At 72.6% G+C, this 26995-nt stretch carries 5 protein-coding genes; all 5 read right to left on the minus strand.

Features of this window, described 5'->3' with window-relative positions; translation table 11 throughout:
- Positions 1 to 60: 60 nt before the first annotated feature.
- The 5 genes from F4553_RS08485 to F4553_RS08510 are packed head-to-tail and all read right to left on the minus strand — an operon-like array spanning position 61 to position 26983.
- On the minus strand, positions 61 to 270 hold the full coding sequence (locus tag F4553_RS08485) for an MbtH family protein (RefSeq protein WP_184834221.1): 210 nt from the start codon (positions 268 to 270) through the stop codon (positions 61 to 63).
- Positions 267 to 11318, minus strand: a complete 11052-nt coding sequence (locus F4553_RS08490; RefSeq protein WP_184834223.1) for a non-ribosomal peptide synthetase — start codon at positions 11316 to 11318, stop codon at positions 267 to 269. The genes F4553_RS08485 and F4553_RS08490 overlap by 4 nt, the downstream gene beginning before the upstream one ends.
- Positions 11315 to 16657 (minus strand): non-ribosomal peptide synthetase, encoded by a 5343-nt coding sequence (locus F4553_RS40825; protein WP_376776258.1) that lies wholly within the window; start codon positions 16655 to 16657, stop codon positions 11315 to 11317. Before F4553_RS40825 ends, F4553_RS08490 begins: the two co-directional genes overlap by 4 nt.
- A complete protein-coding gene (locus tag F4553_RS40095) occupies positions 16641 to 22499 on the minus strand; it encodes a non-ribosomal peptide synthetase (RefSeq protein ID WP_221469819.1) in 5859 nt (1952 codons plus the stop codon). Before F4553_RS40095 ends, F4553_RS40825 begins: the two co-directional genes overlap by 17 nt.
- A complete protein-coding gene (locus F4553_RS08510) occupies positions 22496 to 26983 on the minus strand; it encodes a non-ribosomal peptide synthetase (protein WP_184834225.1) in 4488 nt (1495 codons plus the stop codon). The genes F4553_RS40095 and F4553_RS08510 overlap by 4 nt, the downstream gene beginning before the upstream one ends.
- Between the last annotated feature and the right edge of the window lie 12 nt (positions 26984 to 26995).

Here is a 26995-nt window from a genome sequence, read left to right on the forward strand (position 1 = left end):
CCTGTTGAGAGGTCGGCTTCCCGGAAACAACGCGATCAACGCGTGAGCAACGACGCCGCGTCAGGACGCGGACGCGTCGATCAGGCTCTGCGGGCGCATGTCCGTCCAGTTGGCGTTGACGTAGTCGAGGCAGTCCTGCCGCCCGGCCGGCCCGAACGCCGTGCGCCACCCACCGGGGACCTCGGCGAACTCGGGCCACAGGCTGTGCTGGTTCTCCTCGTTGACCAGCACCAGGTAGGTGCCGTCGGTGTTCTCGAAAGGGTTCGTCATGACATCTCCGGTTCGGTGTAGGTGATCAGTGCGTGCAGCGCCCGGAACCAGGTCCGGGCCAGGTCGTCGACGGATTCGGCGGCGAGCACCGCACCGGGCCAGGCCCAGGTGACGCTGAGCTCGGGCCCGCCGGGACGGTCCTCGGTCTGTGCGTTGACGACGAGGCAGTAGGTCTCGGCCATCTCCTCGTCGGCTCCGTTGTCGGCGGCCTCCGCCTCGGGAGCGAACTCCCAGTCGGCGGCCTCGGGGAAGTCGAACCGCCCCATGTAGTTGAACTCGATCTGCGGCGACGGCAACTCCGCCAGCACCGCCGAGGTCCGGGGGTTCAGATAGCGGAGCAACCCGAACCCCATTCCGTTGTCGGGCAGTCCGGCGAGGTGCGCTCGCACGGCCGCGACCGCCCGGCCCGCCGCCGGTCCCCCGGCGAACGCCTCGTCGAGGTCGATGGAGCTGACGTCGAGGCAGATCGGGAAGACGTTGGTGAACCACCCGACCGTGGCCGACAGGTCGGCGTCGCCGGCGAGCTGCTCCTCCCGCCCATGGCCCTCCAGCGAGACGAGCACCGAGTCGCCCTCGCCACCCTGCCGGCGCCGCCAGTCCGCGACGGCGAGCCCGAGCGCGGTGAGCAGCACGTCGTTGATGCTCGCCCCGAGTGCCGTCGGCACCCTGGTCAGCAGCGGTTCGGTCGCCGCCGTCGGCAGGGACAGGGTGATCTCCTGGATCGTGGCGGCGATGTCCCGCTTCTGGTCCAGCTCGCTGCGCAGCGGCAGCGGGGTACCTCGGCCGAGCAGCTCCGTCCACATCGGCAGCTCAACCTCGCGCGCGGCGGCCTGGCGGGTGAGCGCGGTCGACCAGCGGCGGAACGGCGTACCCACCTGGGGTAGCTCGGGGCGGCGGCCCGCTGCCGCTTCGCGCCACGCGGCCGCGAGGTCGGGCAGCAGGATGCGCCAGGACACTCCGTCGACGACGAGGTGGTGCACGATGAGCAGCAGGCGGCCGGGCTGGTCGGGGCCCGCGTCGAACCAGGTCGCGCGGATCATCACCCCGGCGTCGGGGTCGAGCGCGGCCTGCGCGGCGGTCGCGCCCCGCGCCACCGCGGCCCACATGCCCTCGGCGTCCAGGCCGCGCGCATCGACCCGGTCCGTCCAGCTCGCGGCCGTCGACGATCCCCTGGGGGGTACGCCCAAAGCCCACTGCCCCACCCGCTCCAACCGTGCCCGCAGCATGTCGTGCCGATCCACGACCGCCTGCAGCGCGGCGAGCAGGTTCTCCCAGCCGAGCCGGGCCGGTACCTGCACGACAGCAGACTGGTTGAACCCGTCGATCGGCCCGCCCAGCTCCCGCAGCCAGTGCATGACCGGTGTCAGCGGCAGCGTGCCGACGGCGTCGGCGGTCTCGTCCGCCCCGGTCAGCTCGGTCGCTGCCACGGCGAGTGCGGCGACGGTCCGTGCGGCGAAGATCTGCCGTGGCGTGATCCGCAGCCCGGCCGCCCGGGCCCGGCTGACGAGCTGCATCGCGACGATGCTGTCCCCGCCGAGGGCGAAGAAGTCGTCGTCGATGCTCACCTCTGGCGCCCCGAGTACGGTCGCGACTACGCCGCAGAGCACCCGTTCGCGCTCGTCGCGCGGCGCCCGGCCGGCGGGTAGCGCGGCGAGGTCCGGCCCGGGCAGCGCGCTGCGGTCGATCTTGCCGTTGGCGAGCACCGGCAGCCGCTCCAACAGCACGAACGCGGTCGGAACCATGTGCTCCGGCAGTCTCGCCGCAACGAACGCCCGCAGCTCCTCCACGCTCGCGCCGCCCCCCAAAGCACCACCTCTTGAAGAGTTGCTGCTATCCGTGCCGCCACCCTCCGCACCAACTCTTGAAGAGTTGGTCCCATCCGCGCCGTCCCCGTTAGCAGCAACTCTTGAAGAGTTGCTGCTAACGGCGGCGGCTGTGACCACATAGGCGACGAGCTGCTTCACGCCGGGCCGGTGCTCGCGAATGACGACCACCGCCTCCGCGACCGACGGATGCCCGGCGAGGGCGGTCTCGATCTCCCCGAGCTCGACCCGGTAGCCCCGGATCTTGACCTGCTCGTCGGCGCGGCCCAGGTACTCCAGCGTTCCGTCGGCGGTCCACCTGGCCAGGTCACCCGTGCGGTACATCCGGGCACCGGGCGGGCCGTAGGGGTCGGCGGTGAAGCGCTCGGCGGTGAGGTCCGGCCGCCCCAGGTACCCTCGGGCGAGCCCGGCCCCCGCGAGGTGCAGCTCCCCGGCGACCCCGACCGGCACGTGCCGCAGCGCGGTGTCGAGGACATAGGCCCGTCCGCCCCGGACAGGCCGTCCGACCAGCGGCGACGAGGTGTCGCCGATCCGGGCGACGAGAGCGTCCACGGTCGCCTCGGTCGGGCCGTAGAGGTTGAACGCCTCCGTCCGCGGCAGCGACCCGAGCTGGGCCCAGAGCGCCGGTGACACCGCCTCACCGCCGACGCCGATCACCGCGAGCGGGCAGTCGCCGCCGTCGAGGAGCCCGGCTCCGGCGAGCTGCGTCACGTGCGACGGGGTCAGCTCGATGAAGTCGATCCCCTCGCGCCGGATCAGTGCCGTGAGCTGCTCGGGGTCGCGCTGGACCTCCTCGGTGACGATGTGCAGTTCATGCCCGTCGAGCAGCCAGAGCTGCGGCTGCCAGGACGCGTCGAAGGAGAACGACCAGGCGTGCCCGACCCGCAGGTGCTCCCGTCCGGTCCGCTCCCGCGCGGGCTGGAAGAGCTGTGCCCGGTGGCTGCGGAAGAGGTTGACGAGGTTGCGCTGGCTGACGACGACGCCCTTCGGCTTGCCGGTGGAGCCCGACGTGTAGATCACGTACGCCGGGTGGTCCGGTGAGACCGGGGCGGTGCGCCCGGTGTCGGTGAGGTTGTGCCCGTCCTGGACCGCGAGCAGCTCGGCGACGCGCGGGGTGTCGAGGACGAGCGCGGGTCGGGCGGCGGCGGGCAGGTTCGGAGCCACCTCCTCGACGGTGACGACGAGGGCGGGTGAGGCGTCGTCGAGCATCGCCGCGATCCGCGCCGCCGGGTAGGCCGGGTCGATCGGCAGGTACGCCGCGCCCGCCTTCTGCACCGCGAGGATCGCCGCGATCATGTCGGCGGTCCGGGGCAGCGCGAGTGCGACGATCTGCTCCGGTCCGATGTGGAGCTGGGCGAGGAGCCGGGCGAGCCGGTTGGCGCGCAGGTTGAGCTCGGCGAAGCTCCACCGGGTGCCCTGGCAGGCCACGGCGGGCGCGTCGGGCGAGAACGCCGCCTGCGCCTCGAAGATCGACGGCACGGTCGCGTCCGGCCCGTCGGCCTGGTCGCCCGCCGCTCCGTCACGCTGTGCAGCAAAGCGTGGCTTCCCGTCGCCGGATGGCGACGTTGTGCTGCACAGCCTGACGGAGTTCCACGACGTGAGGATCCGTTCCCGCTCCGCCGGGGCGGTGAGGTCCAGGCGCCCGACTGGCAGGTCCGGCCCGGCCGCGATGCCGGTGAGGATCTGCGTCAGCGCCGCGACGAGCCGCTCGGCGGCCGCCCGGTCGAAGAGGTCCGGGCGGAACTCCAGCACCAGGCGCAGCCGCTCGCCCGGGTCGACTACCCAGGTCAGCGGGTAGTGCGTGGCGTCGCGCCCGCCGGCGTCGGCCGGCCGCAGCAGTGCACCGTCGTCGGTGGACTCCTCCTGGTCCGGGTAGTTCTCGAAGATGAACAGGGTGTCGAAGAGCTCCCCCAGCCCGGCGGTGCGCTGCACGTCGGCGAGCCCGAGGTACTGGTGGTCCATCAGCGCCGACTGCTCGTCCTGGACCCGCCGCAGCAGCGCGGTCACCGGCTCGGCCTGATCGACCCGGACCCGGACCGGGACGGTGTTGATGAACAGGCCGATCATCGACTCGACACCGGGCAGCCCGGCGGGCCGGCCGGAGACCGTGGCGCCGAAGACGACGTCGGCACGCCCGGTCAGGCGGCCGAGCAGAACGCCCCACGCCGTCTGGACCAGCGTGTTCAGGGTGACGCCGCGCTCTCTGGCGAGCGCCGCGAGCGAAGCGGTGACGGGTGCGGGCAGCTCGTGCTCGGCCAGCTCCGGCACGATCGGCTGGCGCTGCTGGTCGATCGGGGCGAGCCGGGTCGGTTCGCCGAGCCCGCCGAGCGCCTCCGCCCAGGCCCGCTCGGCGGCGGTGCGGTCCTGCGCGGCGAGCCAGCCGAGGAAGTCGCGGTAGGCGGGCGGTGGCGCGAGCGGCTGCGTACCGGCCTCGTAGAGCGCGGAGAGCTCCGCGATGAGCGGCCCGCGGGACCAGCCGTCGAGCAGCAGGTGCTGGTGGGTGAGGACGAGCCGGTGCCGCTCCGGTCCGACGCGCACGAGGAGCAGCCGCAGCAGGGGCGCGACCGCCGGATCGAAGCGGCGCTCCTCCTCGGCGAGGCAGCGCTGCCACGCCTCTTCCCGCGCGTCGGTGTCCAATCCCGACAGATCCGCCTCGGCCCAGGGCAGCACGACACCGCGCGCCACGACGGCGACGGGACGGCCGGAGGCGAGGTGCCGGAACCCCGCGCGCAGGTTGGCGTGCCGCTGGAGCAGCGCCTGCCCGGCCGCGCGCAGCCGGAACGCGTCGACGGGCCCGTCGAGGTCGAAGACCATCTGGACCGTGTAGACGTCGACCCCGTCGGCGTCGAACGACGCGTGGAAGAGCAGCCCCGCCTGCAGCGGAGAGAGCGGCAGCACCTCCTCGGCATCGAGGGCGGCGAGTTCCCGGGCCTCGTCGTCGGTGAGGTCGGCGAGCACGGGTGCGGCGGCCCGCACGCTGTCGCCGCTGGTCACCCCGGCCGCCTCGGCGAGCGCGGCGGGCGTGCGGAGCTGGAAGACCTGCCGCGGCGTGATCGTCAGCCCGGCCGCACGGGCCCGGCTGACGAGCTGGATGGAGACGATGCTGTCCCCGCCGAGGGCGAAGAAGTCGTCGTCGGCACCGGCCGCGGGCACGCCCAGCAGGTGGGCGAAGAGCTCACAGAGCAACTGCTCCCCGGGGGTACGCGGGGCGCGGCCGACCGCCACCGCCGCGAAGTCCGGCGCCGGAAGTGCTGCCCGGTCGAGCTTGCCGTTGACGGAGACCGGCAGCGCGTCGAGGACGACGAAGGCCGACGGCACCATGTGGTCCGGCAGCTCCCGTGCGAGAAACGCCCGCAGGTCGTCGACTCCGTCGAGCGCGCGAATAGCACCAACTCTTGAAGAGTTGCGCCGATCTTGGTCCTCGGTGGGAGCGCCCGGGACGACATACGCCACGAGGTGCGCCGCGCCTGGGCGGTCCTGGCGGAGGGTGAGCGCCGCCTGGCGTACCCCCGGATGTCTGGTGATGACCGCTTCGATCTCGCCCAGCTCGACCCGCAGGCCTCTGATCTTGACCTGGCCGTCGGCGCGGCCGACGAATTCGAGGACCCCGTCGGCGGACCAGCGGACGACATCGCCGGTGCGGTACATCCGCTCGCCCGGCCCGCCGAACGGGTCGGCGACGAAGCGCTCCGCCGTCAGTCCGGCCCGGTGGAGGTAGCCGCGAGCGAGCTGCACCCCGGCGAGGTAGAGCTCGCCGAGGGCGCCCGGCGGGACCGGCAGCAGCCCGCTGTCGAGCACGTAGACCCGCGTGTTCCAGACCGGCTGCCCGATCGGCACCGAGCCGGTGCCGGTACCCGCGGCGGCAGGCCAGGCGGTCACGTCGACGGACGCCTCGGTGGGGCCGTAGAGGTTGTGCAGTCCGGCGCCGAGCACCGCGTGCCACCGTTCGGCGACGTGGGTCGGGAGCGCCTCGCCGCTGCAGATGACGCGCCGCAGCGAGCCGCAGTCGGCCGCCGTCGGCTCCTGGAGGAAGATGTCGAGCATCGACGGTACGAAGTGGACCGTCGTGATCCCGCGCTCCTGGATGAGCCCGGCGAGGTAGGCCGGGTCGCGGTGCCCGTCGGGGCGGGCGACGACGAGCGCGGCCCCTGTGAGCAGCGGCCAGCAGAACTCCCAGACCGAGACGTCGAACCCTGCCGGCGTCTTCTGCAGCACCCGGTCGTCGCTGGTCAGGCCATAGGTCTCCTGCATCCAGAGCAGCCGGTTGACGATCCCCTCGTGCGACACGACGACACCCTTGGGCACACCGGTCGACCCCGACGTGTAGATCACGTAGGCGGGGTGCTTCGGCCCGGCTGCGATGAGTTCCGCCTCGACGGTCTCGATCGGCGACCCGTCGAGCACGATCGTCGGCACGTCCAGCGTCACGCCGGGCGCGACGAGTGCCAGCACCGGCCGCGCGTCGGCGAGCATCGCGGCGATCCGGGCGGGCGGGTGGTCCAGGTCCAGCGGCAGGTACGCCGCCCCCGCCCGCTGCACCGCATGGATCGCCACCACCAGCTCGATCGATCGGGGCAGCGCGAGGGCGACGATCGATTCCGGTCCCGCTCCCCATGCGGCGAGGACCCTGGCGAGCCGCTCGACCCGCTCCCCGAACTCGGCATAGGTCAGCTCCGCCTCGTCGAAGGCGATCGCGAGGGCCTGCGGTGTCCTCGCGATCTGCGCGGCGAGCAGCTCCGGCACGGTCGTGGCGGGCACGGACCGCGCGGTGTCGTTCCAGCCCTCGACGATCGCTTGCCTGGCGGCGGGTCCGAGCAGGTCGATCCGGCCGACCGCCCCGTCCTCGGCGAGCGCCTCGAAGGCCCGCACGAGCTGAGCGGCGAGCTCCTCCACGAAGGAAGGCTCGAAGGCGTCCGCGCGGAACTCCAGCGCGAGTTTGAGCTGCTCGCCGGGCTCCGCGATAAGGGTCATCGGATAATGAGTGGCGTCGTGGCCGTCGCTGTCGGCGATCGGCAGCCCGCCGCTGCCCGGCTCGTCGCCGTCGGGGTAGTTCTCGAAGACGAGCAGCGTGTCGAAGAGCTCGCCGACCCCGGCCGCGCGCTGGATGTCGGCGAGCCCGAGCACCTGGTGGTCCATGAGCGCCGACTGCTCGTCCTGCAGCCGCGCCAGCATCGCCGCGATGGGCTGGGCGGGGTCGAGGCGTACGCGTACCGGCACGGTGTTGATGAACAGCCCGATCATCGACTCGACGCCCGGCAGCTCGGCCGGCCGCCCGGAGACGGTGGCACCGAAGACGACGTCGTCCCGCCCGGTGACCCGCGCCAACACCAGCCCCCACGCCGCCTGCACGACGGTGTTGAGCGTCACCCCTCGCCCCCGCGCGACGGCCCCCAGCCGTGCGGTCAGCCCTTCCGGCAGACAAATCTCGTTGATCAAGGGAAGACTCGCCATCTCGGGTGCCCGATCTGCGGCGAGTCTTCCCTTGATCAACGCGAATTTCAGGGGTGCGGCGTCGGCGAGAGCGCGGGTCCAGGCGCGGCGTGCCGCACCTGGGTCCTGTGTGGACAGCCAGGCCAGGTAGTCGCGGAAGGGGCGGATCGGCGCGGGAGTCACCCCCTCGTAGAGGGCGGACAGCTCCGCCACCAGCGGTCCCCTCGACCAGCCGTCGAGCAGGACGTGGTGGTGGGTGAGGACCAGGCGGTGCCGGTCGGCGCCCGTGCGGGCGAGCGCCATCCGGACCAGCGGCGCCGCGGTCGGGTCGAACCGGCCGCCTTCGCTCGCGAGCAGGTCGGTCCAGCCGCTCTCATCCGATGTGGAGAGGTCGACCTCGGTCCACGGGAGCACGACGCCGCGCGCGACGACCGCGACCGGCCGGCCGGACCGCAGGTGCCGGAACGATGCGCGCAGGTTGCCGTGCCGGTCGAGCAGCTCCTGGCCCGCCGCGCGCAGCCGCGCCGCGTCGATCGGCCCGGCCAGCTCGAACGTCATCTGGACGGTGTAGACGTCCGGGCCCGCCTCGTCGAGGAGGGTGTGGAAGAGCAGCCCCGCCTGCAGCGGCGAGAGCGGCAGCACCTCCTCCACGTCCAGCCCGAGCGCGATGAGCTCGGCGCGGTCCGCGTCGGTCAGGGTCACCAGCGACACCCCGGCCGCGGGTCCGGTCGCGCCGGTCACGACACCGGCCACCGGGATCAAACCCGCGGGGGTACGCCGCTGGAACACCTGCCGCGGCGTGATGACGAGACCGGCTGCTCGGGCCCGGCTGACGAGCTGGATGGAGACGATGCTGTCCCCGCCGAGGGCGAAGAAGTCGTCGTCGATGCCGACCTGCGGTACTCCGAGCACCTCGGCGAAGAGGTCGCAGAGGACGCGTTCGCGTGGCGTACGCGGAGCACGGCCGGAGGTGACCGCCGCGAAGTCGGGTGCGGGCAGCGCGTCCCGGTCGAGCTTGCCGTTGACGGAGACGGGCATGACATCGAGGGGCACGATCGCGGCCGGGACCATGTAGTCCGGGAGCAGCTTCGCCACGTGGGCCCGCAGCTCGGCGGGGTCGATCGGAGCGGCGGCAGGGACGGCGTAGGCGACGATGCGGCGTACCCCCTCGTCGCGGACGACCACCGCGGCCTGGCGGACCGACGGGTGAGCGGCGATGACCGCTTCGATCTCGCCCAGCTCGACCCGGAACCCGCGGATCTTGACCTGGTGGTCGACCCGCCCGGCGAACTCCAGCGCGCCCTGAGGCGTCCAGCGCACCAGGTCGCCGGTGCGGTACATGCGGCTGCCGCCCCCGGCGAACGGGTCGGCGACGAACCGCTTGGCGGAGAGGTCCGGCCGCCCCAGGTAGCCCCGGGCCAGCCCCGACCCGCCGAGGTAGAGCTCCCCCACGACACCCGCCGGGACCGGTCGCAGCCCGGCGTCGAGCACGTAGGCGAGCGCGCCCGGATCCGGGAACCCGATCGGCACCGAGCCCGCACCCGGCGAGCACTCCCAGAGCGTGGCGTTGACGGTCGCCTCGGTCGGGCCGTAGGCGTTGAACATCCGGCGCCCCGGCGCCCAGCGCTCGGCGAGGCGCGCCGGGACCTCCTCCGTGCCGACCAGCATGCTCACCCCGAGCGGCAGGTCGCAGTCGGCGGGCATCGCGGAGAGCACCGACGGCGGCAGCGCGAGCTGGGTGATGCCGTGCTTGCGGATGTAGTCGGTCAGCTGGTGGCCGGGCAGGCGCCGCTCGGCCGGGACGACGACGAGCGCGCCGCCGCCGAGCAGCGCCTGGCAGATCTCCCAGAACGCGAGGTCGAAGCTGGGCGAGGCGAACTGCAGCACCCGGCTGTGCTCGTCGACGCCGAGCCGCCGCACCTGCGTGGCGAGCAGCTTCCCGATCCCCTCGTGCGTGACGACGACCCCCTTGGGCCGCCCGGTCGACCCCGACGTGTAGATGACGTAGGCGGCGTCGAGCAGCTGCGGCAGCTGCGGCTCCGCCTCCGCATCGTCCTCGCCCGCCTCGTCGAGGAGCAGCAGAGACGTGCCCGCGGGCAACTGTCCGATGTGGTCGCCGGTGGTGATCACGCAGCCCGGCGCGGCGTCGTCGAGCATGTAGCCGAGCCGCTCGGCCGGGTAGTCCAGGTCCAGCGCCAGATAGGCGGCACCGGCGCGCATCACCGCGACGAGCGCGACGATCAGATCGGCGGAGCGCGGCAGCGCGACGGCGACGACCTGACCGGGACCGGCCCCCCGGGCGGCGAGCCGCCGGGCCAGCACCGTTGACTGCGCGTCGAGCTGGGCGTAGGTGAGCTCCACGTCCTCGCAGACGATCGCGACGGCATGCGGGCGGGCGGCGGCCTGCTCGGCGAACCGCACCGGGAAGGTGACCCGGTCGAGCCCAACGGTGCTGCCGTTCCACTCGGTGAGGATGCGGCCGTGCTCGGCGTCGCTGAGCACGTCGACCCGCCCGACCGGCAGGCTCGGGTCGGCGGCGATCGCGGTGAGCACGCGGCCGACGCGACCCAGCATCGCCGCCGCGGCCGGATGGTCGAGCACGTCCTCGCGGTAGCGCAGCTCCAGGTTGATCCGCCGTCCGGGCTCCGCGACGAGCACCACCGGGTAGTGGGTGGCGTCCACGTCCTCGGCCTCGCTCATCCGCAGCCCGGGGGCGGGCCGGCTCCAGCCGTCCTCGTCGAACGGATAGCTCTCGAAGACCATCAGCGTGTCGAAGAGCTCCCCGAGCCCGGCGGCGCGCTGGATCTCGGCGAGCCCGAGGTACTGGTGCTCCATCAGCCCCGACTGCTCGTCCTGCACCCGGCCGAGCAGGTCCACGATGGACTCGGCGGGGTCGGTGCGGACGCGTACCGGGACGGTGTTGATGAACAGGCCGATCATCGACTCGACGCCGGGCAGCTCCGGCGGGCGGCCCGCGACGGTCGCGCCGAACACGACGTCGCCGCGCCCGGTCAGCCGCCCCAGCACGATCCCCCACGCGACCTGGACCAGTGTGTTCAGCGTGACGCCGCGCTCGCGGGCCAGCACCGCGATCCGATCGCTCAGCGCCTCCGGCAGTGCCGTCTCCACCGACGCCGGCACGACCGGTTCGCGCGGCAGCTCGGTCGGCGCCAGCCGCGTCGGCTCCGCGAGCCCGGCCAGCGCGCGGCTCCAGGCAGCGCGGGCACCGTCGCGGTCCCACCGGGCCAGCCACCCCAGATAGTCCTTGTACGGCGTGACCGGCGGCAGCTCCCGTCCGGCGTAGAGGTCGAAGAGCTCCCGGACGAGCAGCGGCGACGACCAGCCGTCGAGGAGGATGTGGTGGTGGGTGATGACGAGCCGGTGCTCCTGCTCGCCCAGCCTCACCAGCGACATGCGCAGCAGCGGCGGCCAGGTCATGTCGAACCTGGTGTCGAGGTCCACCTGGGCCAGGCGCGCCACCTCGTCCCGCTGCGCGTCGACATTCAGAGTGGACAGGTCGTGCTCGGTCCAGGGCAGTGGGCAGCGGCGCGGGATCGCCGCCACCGTCTGGCCCTTGCCGGTGCGCCGGAAGCTGGCCCGCAGGTTGGCGTGCCGGTCGAGCAGCGCCTGCCCCGCCGCTCGCAGCGACGCCGCCTCCAGCGGGCCGCGCAGGTGCAGGGCACTGGAGACGGTGTAGATGTCGGGGCCCTGCTCGTCGAAGAGCGCGTGGAAGAGCAGCCCCTCCTGCAGCGGTGTCAGCGGCAGAACGTCCTCAAGCCCCGGCTTCGTGCTCACTGTGTCTCCCATTCGGACTCGAGGTCGGCGAAGTCCGCCGCCAGGTCGTCGATGTCGTCCTGGCTGAGGCTGACCAGCTCCAGGTCCGACGGTGTCCAGCCACCGGCGTCGGGGGTGACCGCATGCGTGGCGAGCGCGTCCAGGGCGGCGAACCAGCAGGCGGCGAGCTCGCCGACCGCCTGCTCGGTGAGGACTCCGTGCGGCCAGGACCAGGTCACGCTCAGGCGGGGTCCGCCGGGGTGGTCCTCGGTGACCGCGTTGACCTCCAACGGGTACTCCAGCGGCATCGCGTCGTCGGCGCCGCCGCCCCAGGCGTCCTGATCGGCGACCGGCTGCCACGGCGCCTGCCCGTCGTCCCCGCCCACGGCGAAGCGCCCCAGGTAGTTGAATCCGATCAGCGGCCTGGGCAGCACCGACAGGGCTGCGGCGGTCCTGGGGTGGAGGTGCCGCAGCAGGCCGAACCCCATCCCGTTGTCGGGAACGGTGCGCAGGCGCTCCTTCACCGCCTTCAGGGCCTGCCCGGCGGCCGGGCCACCGGCGAGGGCCTCGTCGAGGTCGGCGCCACCCACGTCGAGGCGGACGGGGTATTCGCTGGTGAACCAGCCCACGGTGCGCGAGAGCTCGGCACCCGCGACGAGCTGCTCTTCCCGGCCGTGCCCCTCCAGGGCGACGAGCCAGCCGTCCCGGCCGGACCAGCGCCGCAGGGCGAGCCCGAGCCCGGTCAGCAGCACGTCGTCGACGCCCGCGTGGAACGCCGCCGGAACGGTCGTGAGCAGCGGCTCGGTTCGTTCGGCCGGCAGCTCGACGGTGAGCTCTCCGGTTCCGCCGACCGTGTCGACCGCGGGATCCAGCGGGCGGGAGCCGAGCACGGGTGCCGCGCCGTCGAGCACCCCGGTCCAGTAGGCGAGCTGCGACTCGCGCAGCCCGGCGGCCTCGACGAGCCCCTGCGACCAGCGGCGGTATGACGTACCGGCGGGGGGCAGTTGTGGTGGAGCGCCACGGGACACCGCTCGCCACGCGTCGGCGAGGTCGGGCAGCAGGATCCGCCACGAGACGCCGTCGATCGCGAGGTGGTGCACGAGGATCAGCACCCGGCCGCCGATGCCCGCGCCCGCGTCGAACCAGACGACCTGGACCAGCACTCCGGCCCGCGGCGCGAGCCGGTCCCGGGCGTCGGCGGTCCGCGCGGTGACGAGCTGCCGCAGCTCGTCACCGATGAGGCCGGCCGCGTCGACCCGGGTCACGCAGGAGTCGGCGGTGAGCGCGCCCGGCGGCGGGATCTCCAGGGTGCGCTCTGCGGTCAGCCTCGCCCGGAGCAGGTCGTGCCGGTCGATGACGGCTTGGACGACGGCGTGCAGCCCGGCGAGGTCGAGGTCGGCCGGGGTCTGCAGCAGCATCGACTGGTGGTAGCCGTCGATCGGTCCGCCGAGCTCGCAGAGAGCGTGCATGACCGGGGTGAGCGGCGCGGTCCCCCACGCCGCCTCGGGCGCTTCGGTGACGGCGCCGTCGGCGATGCGGGCCGCCGCGGCGAGCCCGGCGGGTGACTTGTGGCGGAAGACGTCGCGGGGGCTCAGCAGCAGCCCGGCCGCGCGGGCCCGGCTGACGAGCTGGATGGAGACGATGCTGTCGCCGCCGAGGAGGAAGAAGTCGTCGTCGACGCCGACGCGCGGCAGGCCCAGCACCTCCGCGAAGAGCCCGCACAGGATCTCTTCGCGGGGCGTACGGGCCTCGCGCCCACCGGCCAGCTCCGCGAAGTCGGGCGCGGGGAGTGCGGCGTGGTCGAGCTTGCCGCTGATCGTGCGCGGCAGGGCGGCGATGGTGACGAAGGCAGCCGGAACCATGTAGTCCGGCAGCGCCCGCGCGACGAACTCCCGCAGCTCCCCCACTGCCGCGCCCTCCCCTGGCGCAACCTCCCCCGGCGCAACTCTTGAAGAGTTGGTGTTATCGGGGGGCGCGACGACGTAGGCGACGAGGCGTTTGACCCCGGGCGCGGCTTCGCGGACGACGACGGCGGCCTGGGCCACCGCCGGGTGCGCCGCGAGGGCCGCCTCGATCTCGCCGAGCTCGATCCGGAAGCCACGGACCTTGACCTGACCGTCGGCCCGCCCGGCGAACTCCAATGCACCGGTACCGGTCCACTTCGCCAGGTCGCCGGTCCGGTACATGCGCTCGCCGACTGCGCCGAACGGGTCGGCGGTGAAACGCTCGGCGGTGAGGGCGGGGCGATTCAGGTAGCCGTGGGCGAGCCCGGCACCGGCGATGTAGAGCTCGCCGACCACGCCGGGCGGCACGGGCTGGAGCGCGGCGTCGAGGAGGTAGGTGCGGACGTTGCCGAGCCGGTAGGGGGTGCGTGTCGCGCCGTCCCACCCGTACGCGTCGACGGCGGCTTCGGTGGGGCCGTAGAGGTCGTGGCAGGACAGGCCCGGCGTGTCGCAGACCCGCTGCCAGAGGGCCGGGTCGACGGCCTCACCGCCGACGAGGAGGACGCGCAGCGTACCGGTCTCCAGCAGGCCCTCGTCGACGAGCTGGCGCAGGTAGGTCGGGGTGACGTCCATGACGTCGATGCGGTGTGCGGCGGCGTAGGCGATGAGTGCCGTGGCGTCTCGGTAGGTCTCCTCGGACGGGACGTGGAGTTCGTGGCCGTCGAAGAGCCAGAGCAGCGGCTCCAGGGATCCGTCGAAGACGAACGACGCGTTGTGGAGTGCCTTGTGGGTGGGTCCGGCGGTTGGCATCAGGTGCAGCTGGTGCGTGGCGAACAGGTTGCTGATGCCGCGGTGCGGAACCACGACACCCTTGGGGGCGCCGGTGGAGCCCGAGGTGTAGATGACGTAGGCGGGGTCCCAGGGGGACATAGGCCTTGTCCGCTCGGCGTCGGTGATGGGAGTACAGGGGAGCCCGTCGAGGTCTTGCTCGTCGAGGAGCAGGTGGGGTGTGCCGGTGAACGCCGACGCCAGGGCCGTGGTGGTGAGGGTGAGGGTGGGGGCGGCGTCGCCGAGGATCGCGGCGATGCGGTCCTCGGGCTGGTCGGGGTCGAGCGGGAGGTAGGCGGCTCCGGCGGTCCAGACGGCGAGGAGGGCGGGGACCATCAGCGAGCGCGGGAGGGCCAGCGCGACCAGGTCGCCGGGGGAGATTCCCTTGTGGAGGAGGAGCCTGGCCAAGCGGTGGGATCCGGCGACGAGCTCTGTGAAGGTCCAGCTCCTGTCGGCGGTGACCAGCGCTGTGGCCGCAGACGTCTCGGCGGCCCGGGCCGAAAGAATGTCCACCAGGTTCATAGCACCAACTCTTGAAGAGTTGGTGCTGTGCGTCGGGGCGTTCCAGATGTGCAGGAGCTGGTGGCGTTCGGCGGGCGTGAGGATCTCGATGCGGCTGATCGGCGCGGCCGGGTCGTCGGCCACCTGGGTGAGGACGCGGAGCAAGCGGTCGACGAGGCGCTGGGCCGAGGCGGGGTCGAAGAGGTCGGTGCTGAACTCCAGCGAGCCGTGGGCGCGGTCCGTTGTGGACGCTTCGACGAAATCGAAGGAGAGGTCGAACATCGCGGCGGTATGCCCGACCGCCTCGGGGTGTGCCGTCAGGGCGCCCAGGTTCCAGGTGTCGTCGTCGCTGGTCAGGTACGAGACCATCACCTGGAACAGCGGATGCCGCGACAGCGACCGGACCGGGTTCAGCGCCTCGACCAGATGCTCGAACGGGATGTCCTGATGATCGAACGCAGCCAGGTCGGTGTCACGGACCCGGCCCAGCAGCTCCCGGAAAGCAGGATTCCCCGACGTGTCCGTCCGCAGGACCAGAGTATTGACGAAGAACCCCACCAGGTCGTCCAACGCCGCATCACCACGCCCCGCCACCGGAGTCCCGAGCGGGATGTCCGTACCCGCACCCAGCCTCGTCAACAACGTCGCCACCGCAGCCTGCACGACCATGAACATGCTGGTCGACGTCTCCCGGGCCACGGTACGCAGGCGGTGGTGGAGTGCGGGTTCGAGGGTGAACTCGATCAGGCCGCCGTGGTGGCTCGCCTCGGCCGGGCGGAGGCGGTCGGCGGGGAGGGCCAGCGCCTCGGGCAGATCGGCGAGGGTCTGCGTCCAGAAGGCGAGCTGTCGGGCGGCGAGGCTGCCCTCGTCGGTGCGGTCGCCGAGGAGGGTGCGCTGCCAGAGGGCATAGTCGGCGTACTGGATGGGGAGTTCTGTCCACTGCGGAGCGTGACCCGCGACGCGGGCAGTGTAGGCGGTCGTGAGGTCGCGCCGCAGCGGCACGTCGGACCACTCGTCGCCCGCGATGTGGTGCAGCAGGAGCAGCAGGACGTGTTCGTCGGGGGCGACCGTGAAGAGATGCGCCCGCAGGGGTGGCTCCCGGTCCAGGGCGAAGCCGTGGTCGGCGGCGTCCGCGAGGTGCTGCGGCAGCTCGCCGTCGGTGACGCGGGCGGTGTGGAGCGGGACCGGCTGCGGGTCGAGGATCAGCTGGTGCGGTGCGCCGCCGTGGTCGGGGAAGATCGTCCGCAGTGGCTCGTGCCGCGCGGTGAGATCGGTGAGCGCCGCCGCGAGCGCCGACTCGTCGAGCGCGCCGCGTAGGCGCCAGGCGATCGGGATGTTGTAGGTCGGGCTCGGACCTTCGAGCTGGAAGTGGAACCAGAGGCGTTGCTGCGCCGACGAGAGCGGCAGCCGCTCCGGGCGGGCGCCCGGGACGAGCGGCGGGCGGGCGGCGCTGGTGGCGCCGGCCGGCAGGTGGCGGCCGAGCGCTGCGACGGTCGGGGCGTCGAAGACCGCGCGGATCGGCAGGTCCGCGCCGAGGACGGAGCGCACGCGGCTGACCAGGCGCATCACCAGCAGCGAGTGGCCGCCGAGGGCGAAGAAGTCGTCGTCGACGCCGACATGGGGCAGGCCCAGCAGTTCGGCGAAGAGCCCGCAGAGCACTTCCTCCCGGGGAGTACGAGCAGCGCGGCCGCCGCCGAGAACGGCGCGGTCCGGTGCGGGAAGCGCGGCATGGTCGAGCTTGCCGCTGATCGTGCGCGGTAGGGCGTCCACGGCGACGACGGCAGCAGGGACCATGTAGTCCGGCAACCGCCCCGCAACGAACCCCCGCAGGTCGACCCCGATAGCACCGGTCCCGGACGCAGCGCCCGGCGGGGCGGCGACCACGTAGGCGACCAGTCGCTTCAACCCCGGCGTGTCCTCGCGGACGACGACCGCCGCCTGGGCCACCGCGGGGTGCGCCGCCAGGACTGCCTCGATCTCGCCCAGCTCGATGCGGAACCCGCGGACCTTGACCTGCCCGTCGGCCCGCCCCGCGAACTCGATCCTGCCGGAGGTCGTCCACTTCGCCAGGTCACCGGTGCGGTACATGCGCTCGCCGTTCGCGCTGAACGGATCGGCGATGAAGCGCTCGGCGGTGAGGGCTGGCCGGTGGAGGTAGCCCCGGGCCAGTCCCGCCCCGGCGACGTAGAGCTCGCCGACGACGCCGGGCCGGCACCGGTTGGAGCACCGCGTCCAGCAGATAGGTGCGGACGTTGCCAAGCCGGTAGGGGCTGCGCTCCGCGCCGTCCCACCCGTAGGCGTCGACCGACGCCTCGGTGGGACCGTAGAGGTCGTGGCAGATCAGCCCCGGTGTGGCGCAGACCCGCTGCCACAGCCCGGGATCGACCGCCTCGCCGCCGACGAGCAGCATCCGCAGCCCGGCATCGAGCAGCCCCGCCGCCACCAGCTCCCGCAGATATGTCGGCGTCACATCAACAACATCGATGTTCCGGTCCCTCACATAGGAGACCATCGCGGCATCGTCCCGGTAGGTGGCCTCATCGAGGACGTGCAGCTCATGACCGTCGAGAACCCAGATCAACGGCTCCCAGGACCCGTCGAAGACGAACGACGCATTGTGGGCCACCCGCGCCCGACCGCCGAGGGCTCCCATCAGGTGCTTCTGATGCGTGCCGAAGAGGTTGACCACACCCCGGTGCGGGACCACGACACCCTTCGGCACACCGGTCGAGCCCGAGGTGTAGATGACATAGGCGGCATCCGATGAGGACAGAGCCGGAGTGGCGAGTGGCGCGTCATAATGCCGGGACAGGGCAGCCGCCGTGTCGGGATCGTCGACCGGGACGGACTGCGCCGCACTCAGAGGCAGCAGCACGGAGAGCGCCGCCGTGGTCACCACCAGCGCCGGGTTCGCGTCGGCGAGGATGTGGCCGAGCCGGTCGGCGGGCTGGTCCGGGTCGAGCGGCAGGTAGGCCGCGCCCGACTTCAGCACGGCGAAGATCGCGGGAACCATCAGCGACCGGGGCAGCGCCAGCGCCACGAGACCGCCCGGCCCGACGCCCTGGGCGAGGAGCAGCCGGGCCAGCCGGTTGGACCAGGCATCCAGCTCGGCGAAGGACCACTCGGCACTGCCGCACACCAGCGCGATCGCCTCCGGCGACGCCGCCACCTGCACGGCCAGCAGGTCCACCAGCGTGCCCTTAGCACCAACTCTTGAAGAGTTGCCGCTATCGGGGAGCCTGTTACCACCAACGCTGGAAGAGGCGGACGGGGTGTTCCAGGCCTGGAGGATGTGATGGCGCTCCGCCGGACCGACGATCTCGATGTGGTGGATCGGTGTGGCGGGAGCGGCGGCCACGGTGGCGAGAACCCGGAGCAGGCGGTCGACGAGGTGCTGCGCCGACGCGGGGTCGAAGAGGTCGGTGTTGAACTCGATCGCGCCGCGGACACCGCCGCTCCGCGCATGCGCCGAGTCCTCGAAGAAGTCGAAGGAGAGGTCGAACATGGCGACGTTCTGCCCGACGGGTTCGGTGCCGGTCTCCAGCCCCGGGAGGTCGGCGACCCGGTCGTCGCTGGTCAGGTACGAGACCATCACCTGGAACAGCGGATGCCGCGACAGCGACCGGACCGGGTTCAGCGCCTCGACCAGATGCTCGAACGGGATGTCCTGATGATCGAACGCAGCCAGGTCGGTGTCACGGACCCGGCCCAGCAGCTCCCGGAAAGCAGGATTCCCCGACGTATCCGTCCGCAGGACCAAAGTGTTGACGAAGAACCCCACCAGGTCGTCCAGCCCCGCATCACCACGCCCCGCCACCGGAGTCCCGAGCGGGATGTCCGTACCCGCACCCAGCCTCGTCAACAACGTCGCCACCGCAGCCTGCACGACCATGAACATGCTGGTCGACGTCTCCCGGGCCAGGTCCCGCAGGTTCGGCAGCAGCGCATCGGGGATGACGAAGTCGATCGTGGCACCCCGGAATCCGGCGACCGGTGGTCGGGGGCGGTCGGTGGGGAGAGCCAGCTCCTCGGGCAGGCCGGCGAGGGTCTGCGTCCAGAAGGCGAGCTGTCGGGCGGCGAGGCTGCCCTCGTCGGTGCGGTCGCCGAGGAGGGTGCGCTGCCAGAGGGCATAGTCGGCGTACTGGACGGGCAACGGTGGCCAACCAGGGGCGCGACCGGCCGCGCGAGCGGCGTAGGCGGCGGCGACATCGCGCCGCAGCGGCACGTCGGACCACTCGTCGCCCGCGATGTGGTGCAGCAGCACGACCAGGACGTGCTCGTCGGGGCCGATCGCGAGCAGGTGCGCGCGCAGCGGGGGTTCGCGGTCGAGCTCGAAGCCGTGCTCCGCGATCGCGGCGAGGCGGTGCGGCAGCTCAGCTTCATCGATCGGTTCCGCGAGCAGTGTCACCGGTTGCGGGTCGAGAATCCGCTGGAAGGGCATTCCGTCGCGGTCCGGGAAGACCGTCCGCAGTGCCTCGTGCCGAGCGGCCAGGTCACCGAGCGCGGCCTGGAGCGCTGCGGCGTCCAGCGTTCCGCGCAGCCGCCACGCGATCGGGATGTTGTAGGTGGGACTCGGCCCCTCCAACCGGTAGAGGAACCACAATCGCTGCTGCGCGAACGACAGCGGTAGCACCTGCGGCCGCGGCCCCGCCGTCAGCGCCGGCCGCTCCGCCCCGGCGGCGCCGAGCAGCTGCGCCAGGGCCGCGACGGTCGGCGTGTCGAAGACCGCCCGGATCGGCAGCTCCGCGCCGAGCTCGGCCCGCACGCGGCTGACCAGACGCATCACCAGCAGCGAGTGCGCGCCGAGGGCGAAGATGTCGTCGTCGACGGTCACGCTGGTCAGCCCGAGGACCTCCGCGACCAAACCACAGAGCACAACCTCCCCGGGGGTACGCGCACCGCGCCCACCCGGCACCGTCCCCACCTCGGGTGCCGGCAACGCCCGATGGTCGAGCTTCCCGCTGATCGTGCGGGGCAACGAGTCCACCTCGACGACCGCACCCGGCACCATGTAGTCCGGCAGCCGAGCCGCGGCAAACCCCCGCAGCTCGCCGCTGATAGCACCAACTCTTGAAGAGTTGGTGCTATCAGCGCTGCCAAGCCCGTCCGCCGCGCCGCTCTCCGCCGCGCCGCTCTCCGCCGCGCCGCTCTCCGCCGCGCCGCTCTCCGCCGCGCCGCTCTTCGCCGCAACTCTTGAAGAGTTGGTGTTATCCGGGGCCGGGACCACGTAGGCGACCAGCCGCCTCAGTCCCGGAGCGTCCTCCCGGACGATGACCGCGGCCTGTGCCACCGCCGGGTGCGACGCCAGCACCGCCTCGATCTCGCCCAGCTCGATCCGGAACCCGCGGACCTTCACCTGCCCGTCGGCCCGCCCCGCGAACTCCAGCGCCCCCGCATCGGTCCACCGCGCGAGGTCCCCCGTGCGGTACATCCGCCCGCCGTCGGCGCTGAAGGGATCCGCGACGAACCGCTCCGCCGACAGCCCCGGCCGGTGCAGGTAGCCCCGCGCCAGCCCGGCCCCTGCGACATACAGCTCGCCGACGACTCCGACGGGCACCGGCCGCAACGCCGTGTCCAGGAGGTAGGTCCGCACCCCGTCGAGCCGGTAGGGGCTGCGATCCGTCCCGTCCCAGCCGTAGGCGTCGACCGACGCCTCGGTGGGACCGTAGAGGTCGTGGCAGATCAGTCCCGGCGTCGCACAGACCCGCCGCCACAACCCCGGATCCACCGCTTCGCCCCCGACGAGCAGCATCCGCAGCCCGGCATCGAGCAGCCCCGCCGCCACCAGCTCCCGCAGATACGTCGGCGTCACATCAACGACATCGACGTTGCGGTCCCCGAGGTAGGCGACCATCGCGACATCGTCCCGGTAGGTCGCCTCGTCCAGGACATGCAGCTCATGGCCGTCGAGAATCCAGAGCAACGGCTCCCACGACCCGTCGAACACGAACGACGCGTTGTGCGCCACCCGCGCCTTGCCGGGGAGGGCTTCCATCAGGTGGGCCCGGTGCGTGGCGAAGAGATTGACCACACCCCGGTGCGGGACCACGACACCCTTCGGCACACCGGTCGACCCCGAGGTGTAGATGACGTACGCGGCGTCCATTGCGGACAGCGGCCTGGCACGCTCCGCGTCGGTGACCGGCGCCTCGGACTGCGGGGCCGGTGTCACCTCGGCGTCCAACAGCAGGATCGGCACCGTGGTCTCGGGCAGGAACGCCGACAGCGCGGCGGTGGTGATCAGGAGGACTGGTTTCGCGTCGGTGAGAGTGTGGCTCAGCCGGTCGGCGGGCTGGTCCGGGTCGAGCGGCAGGTAGGCCGCGCCCGACTTCAGCACGGCGAAGATCGCGGGAACCATCAGCGACCGGGGCAGCGCCAGCGCCACGAGCCGGTCGGCCCCGACCCCGTCGCCGAGCAGCAGTCGGGCCAGCCGGTTGGACCAGGCATCCAGCTCGGCGAAGGACCACTCGGCACTGCCGCACACCAGCGCGATCGCCTCCGGCGACGCCGCCACCTGCACGGCCAGCAAGTCCACCAGCGTGCCCTTAGCACCAACTCTTGAAGAGTTGCGGCTTTGGGGGGTCGGCTCGTTAGGGCCAACTCTTGAAGAGTTGGTGCCGTGGTTCCAGGCGCGGAGGAGCTGGTCGCGTTCGGCGGGGGTGAGGATCTGGATGCGGCCGGCCGCCTGGTGCGGTTCGGCGGCGATCGACTCCAGGACCAGGCGCAGCCGGGCGAGCAGCGTGCCGGCGGCTGCGGGGGCGATGAGGTCGGTGCGGTACTCGAGGTCCAGGTGCAGCCGCGTGCCGGGGCGGGCGGTCAGCGTGACCGGGTAGTGGGCCGCGTCGCGTACCTCGGCGGCGGTGACGGTGACGCCTCGGATCGGTTCGGTGTAACCGCCGCCCAGGGGGTAGTTCTCGAAGACGGTCAGGGTGTCGAAGAGGTCTCCGGTCCCGGCGAGGCGCTGGATGTCGGCGAGCCCCAGGTGGTGGTGGTCCATCAGGCGCGCCTGCTCGGACTGCAGGCGCCCGAGCACCGTCGTGATGGGCTCGTCGGGTGCGACGCGGACGCGTACCGGGATGGTGTTGATATAGAGGCCGATCATCGACTCGGCGCCGGGGAGCGTCGGCGGGCGACCGGCGACGGTCGTGCCGATGACCACGTCCGTGCGGCCGGTGAGGGCGCCGAGCAGCACGCCCCACGCTCCCTGGACCAGGGTGTTGAGGGTGAATCCGTGGCGGCGGCCGAGGGCGACGAGCCGAGTGGTGAGGTCGGCGGGCAGGTCGGCGACGACCCGGTCCGGCAGCGTCGGCGGGCCGGCGGGTTCCCCGGCGAGCAGCGTCGGGCCGTCGAGCCCGGCCAGCGCGTCCTGCCAGGCTTTCGTGGCGGCGGTGCGGTCCTGCGCGTCGAGCCAGCTCAGGTAGTGCCGGTAGTCGACGACCGGCGCGAGCTCATGACCGGCGTAGAGCCCGAGCAGCTCGGTGATGAGCAGCGGCATCGACCAGCCGTCGAGCAGCAGGTGGTGGTGGGTGACGACGAGCCGGTAGGCGTCCGGGCCGACCCGCAGCAGCACCATCCGCAGCAGCGGCGGCTTCGCCGGGTCGAAACGCTGCGCCATCTCCGCCGCGAGCACGTCGGCGACCTCGCCCGGCGCCGGGGAGAGGGAGCGCCACGGCAGCTCCACCCTGCGTGGTACGAGCGCGACGGGCTGGCCGGTGGCGCGCTGGCGGAAGGCGAGCCGCAGGTTGGGGTGCCGGTCGAGCAGCGCCTGCCCGGCGGCGCGCAGCGCCTCGGCGTCGACGGAGCCGGCCAGGTCGATGGTGAGCTGTCCGGTGTAGACGTCCGGTCCGGCGGTGTCGCGGAGCGTGTGGAAGAGCAGGCCCTCCTGCAGCGGCGTCAGCGGCAGGATGTCCTGGAGACCCGGCTTGCTCACGGCAGGTCCCACTCCGCTTCGAACTCGTCGATCTCGTCCTGGCTCAGCGCCAGCGTCAGGTCCGACGGCGTGTGCCCGCCCGCGTGCGGCGCGGCGACGTGCGTGACGAGCGCCGCGAGCGCGTCGAACCAGCCCTGAGCCAGGTCGCGGATCGCCTCCGCGCCGATCAGTGCCTCCGGCCACGCCCACGTCACGCCCAGCTCGGGTCGGCCTGCGACATCCTGGGTGTACGCGTTGATCTCCACCGTGTACGGCGCGACCGGCATCGCTGCGTCGAACCCGCCCGCGAGCACTCCCGCGCCGGGAACCGCCGTCCACGGGCTCGACAGGTCGTCGGCGACGGTGAAACGGCCCAGGTAGTTGAAGCTGATCTGCGGGCTGGGCAGCGCCGACAGGATCGCCGAGCTCGCCGGGTCCAGGTAGCGCAGCACCCCGAAGCCGAGCCCGTGATCGGGCAGCGCGCGAAGCTGCTCCTTGACCCGTTTGAGGGCCTGCCCGGCGGCCGGTCCGCCGGCGAACGCCTCGACGGCGTCGATCGGACCGGGATCGAGCCGGACCGGGAAGACGCTGGTGAACCAGCCGAGCGTCCGGGTCAGGTCGGCGTTCGCCGCGACCTGTTCCTCGCGGCCGTGTCCCTCCAGTGCGATCAGCACCGAACGTTCGTCGCCGAGCCCGTGCCTGCGCCGCCAGCCCGCGACGGCGAGGGCGAGCGCGGTGAGCAGCACGTCGTTGACCCCGGCGTGGAACGCGGCCGGGACGGTGGTGAGCAGCGGCTCGGTCTGGTCGGCGGACAGGCGCACCGTGTGGTGCCGCACGGTGGCGAGGTCGGCGACGTGGTCGAGCGGCCGGGACGCGAGCGCCGGGTCGGGCCCGGTGAGCGCGGCGGTCCACAGCGGCAGCTCGGCGGCGCGCTCGGCTCGGGCAGCGTCGGCGACGAGGGCGTGCGACCAGCGCCGGAAGGAGGTGCCCGCACGGTCGAGCCGCGGCGTGCGGCCTTCGGAGAGGTCTGCCCAGGCGGCGGCGAGGTCGGCGGGGAGGATGCGCCACGAGACGCCGTCCACGATGGCGTGGTGCAGCACCAGCAGCAACCAGCCCGGCTGCGACTGTCCGGCATCACCCCAGACGAGCTGCGCCATCACGCCCGCCTCGGGCGCCAGCCGCCGGACCGCCTCCTCGGCGGCGGAGTCCAGCGCGAGCGTGGCCTTCGCGACGGAGAGCCCGGCGAGGTCCGTCCGGCTGATCCAGGATTCTGTCCGCACCTCGCCGCGCGGTGCGACGACGAGCTTCCCGGAAGCACCGGCCGTGGCGCGGACCAGCCGGGAGCGCAGCAGATCGTGCTTGTCCACGATGGACTGCCACAGCGGCACGAGGTCCGATTCGCACAGCCCGGCCGGGGTGGTGAGCAGCAGCGATTGGCTGAAACCATCGATCGGTCCGCCGCACTCGTCGAGCCAGCGCAGGATCGGCGTGAACGGGATCTCACCGACCCCGTCGTCCGGAGCGTCGACGGCGCCGCGGTCGAGCACGGTGACGACGGCGGCGAGTTCGGCGACGGTGCGGTGCTCGAAGACCTGCCGGGGTGAGCAGACGAGGCCTGCCTGGCGGGCACGCAGGACGAGCTGGATGGAGACGATGCTGTCGCCGCCGAGCGCGAAGAAGTCGTCCTCGATGCCGACCCCGGGCACGCCGAGTACCTCGGCGAACAGGGCACAGAGCAGCTCCTCCCGGGGGCTGCGCGGCGCGGCGCCCCCGGCGAGGACCGCCAGGTCGGGCACAGGCAGGGCCGCCCGGTCGAGCTTGCCGCTGGGCAGCACGGGCAGCTTGTCGAGCGGGACGAACGCGGCAGGCACCATGTAGTCCGGCAGCCACTGCTGCGCGTGGGTTCGCAGGGCCTTGACCAGCCCTGCCGGGTCGCGGTGTACGGCGGGGACGTTGGCGGAGGCGACGGCGGTGTCGAGGAAGGCCGATGGTCGGTAGTCACCGGTCGCGTCGAGACCGGCAGCGGTGAAGAGGATGTCGAGGGCGCCGCTCGTCGAGGCCGCGGACCAGGTCGCGATCACCTGGTAGCCGAGCCGCTCCCCCATCGCCCGGAACTCCTCGGGGTCCGGTGCGTCGACGCCGCCGGGCAGGTCTGCCGCGAGCCGCGCATTGGGTACGCCGACCACCCGCAGCCGCGCCGGCCGCCATCCGATGAGCAGCCCGGACAGCGCGTTGATATCGGCGATGTCATTGGCCCAGACCAATTCCGCCGCGGCTTCCTCGACCGGTGACGCGGCCGTGTGCAGCACGACGTCGTAGCGGTACCGGCTCAGCTCGTTGTGGTACACGGCCCGCTTGACCCGCAGGTCCACTCCCCGGATCGCGTCGACCTCGACGGGCAGTGCCGCGAAGAAGTCCGGGTCCAGCAGCAGCTCCGGCTCGTTGCCCAGTGCCCGCTCGGCGGCGGTCCGGATCGCGGCGGGGTCGGCGTCGGCGCCCTGTCGCCCGACCTCGATGGCGGTGCGCAGGCAGCCGAGCAGCCGCAGGTTGCGGATGTCGCCGAGGAAGATCCGCCCGCCCGGAGCCAGCAGCCCGACGGCCCGGCGCACCACGTCGACGAGGTAGTCGGCGCTGGGGAAGTACTGCGCCACGGAGTTGATGACGACGGTGTCGAAGTAGCCGGTGGGCAGCCCGGCGACGTCGTGCGCGGGCTGGGCGCGCAGCTCGACCCGCCCGGCGAGTTCGTCGATCCGGCTGACCGTGCCGCGCAGCGCGTCGATCGCCTCCTGCGAGAGGTCGAGCCCCCAGTAGGACTCGCAGTCGGGCGCGACCCGCGACAGGATCAGTCCACTGCCGACACCGATCTCCAGCACCCGCTTCGGCTGCAGCTCCCGGATCCGGGCCACGGTCGCGTCGCGCCACTCGCGCATCTGCGCCAGCGGGATCGGCGACCCGTCGTAGCTGGAGTTCCAGCCGGTGAAGTTCTCATCGAACCGCTCACCGCGCCCGGCCTGGTAGAGCAGCTCGTGCAGCCCTTTCCATCCGGCGACCTGCTCGTGCTCGCGCCGCTCGTCCCGTCCCGGGGTCGGTTCCTCGACGGCGGGCACGATGTAGGCGGCGAGCCGGCGGTCCCCGGGGCGGTCTTCGCGGACCACGACGGTGACCTGTCCGACGGCCGGGTGCCGGGCGAGCACCGACTCGATCTCCCCCAGCTCGATCCGGAATCCGCGTACCTTCACCTGGTCGTCGACCCGGCCGAGGAAGTCGAGCTGCCCGTCGGCGCGCCAGACGACGAGGTCGCCGGTGCGGTACATCCGCTCGCCGGGCGCGCCGAACGGGTCGGCGAGGAAGCGCTCGGCGGTGAGGTCCGGCCGCCCGACGTAGCCCCGGGCGAGGCCGGGCCCGCTCAGGTAGAGCTCGCCGGGCTGTCCCGCAGGCACCGGCCGCAGCGCGTCATCGAGCACATATGCGCAGGTGGCAGGGTCGGGGATGCCGATCGGCACGGACGAGCCGGGCTGCTGGCGGGCCGGGTCGCACTCCCCCAGCGTCGAGTTGACGGTCACCTCGGTCGGTCCGTAGGCGTTGAACATCCGCCGCCCGGCTGCCCAGCGCGCCACGAGCTCCGGTGAGACCCGCTCGGTGCCCGCCAACAGGACTCCGGTCGGCAGCACGCACTCGTCGGGCAGCGCGGCGAGCAGCGTCGGCGGCAGGATCATGAAGTTGACGTCGTGGGCGACGGCGTAGTCGGTGAGCTCCGGTCCCGGCACGCGCCGCTCGGCGGGGACGATGACGAGCCGCCCGCCGGAGAGCAGCGACAGGCATAGATCGAAGAAGGCGACGTCGAAGCTGGGCGAGGCGAACTGCAGGACCCGGTGCGGTCCCGGACCGAACCGCTCGCGCATCGTGGCGACGAGCTTCGCGACCCCGCTGTGCGACAGCAGCACGCCCTTGGGCCGCCCCGTCGATCCCGAGGTGTAGATCACGTACGCGGCGTTGAGCACCCCGAGCCCGGCTCGGTCCACATCGGAGATCGGCACTCCGGCCAGCTCCGCGGCGGCGGCATCGGTGTCCAGCAGCAGCGTCGGCACTCCGTCGGCGCCGAGCCGCTCGGCGAGTGCCGAGGTCGTGACGAGGCAGACCGGTCGCGCGTCGCCGACCATGTAGGCGAGCCGCTCGGCCGGGTAGTCGGGGTCCAGCGGCAGATAGGCCCCGCCGGCCTTCAGCACGGCGAGCTCCGCGACGATCATGTCAATCGATCTGGGTACGCCCAGAGCCACCACCCGTTCGGGCCCGACGCCACGGGCGCGAAGCGCGTGCGCCAGGCGGTTGGCCCGCTCGTCGAGCTCGGCATAGGTGAGGCGGGTGTCGTCGAAGACCAGCGCGGTCGCGTCGGGATCGCGGCGGACCTGCTCGGCGAAGAGATCCGGGAACGTGGCGAGGACCAGGCGCTCGTCCGTCGTGCTGGCGATCATCGCGCTGGTGGCGTCGCCGCGATCAGTCCACATGGTGAAGTCGCT

Source organism: Allocatelliglobosispora scoriae, assembly GCF_014204945.1.
GTDB classification, from domain to species: Bacteria; Actinomycetota; Actinomycetes; order Mycobacteriales; family Micromonosporaceae; genus Allocatelliglobosispora; species Allocatelliglobosispora scoriae.

Coding starts and splice junctions, on each gene's coding strand:
- F4553_RS08510 (WP_184834225.1), bottom strand. CDS start 26,983: ATGTGGACTGATCGCGGCGACGCCACCAGCGCGATGATCGCCAGCACG.
- F4553_RS40825 (WP_376776258.1), bottom strand. CDS start 16,657: ATGTACCGCACCGGTGACCTGGCGAAGTGGACGACCTCCGGCAGGATC.
- F4553_RS08485 (WP_184834221.1), bottom strand. CDS start 270: ATGACGAACCCTTTCGAGAACACCGACGGCACCTACCTGGTGCTGGTC.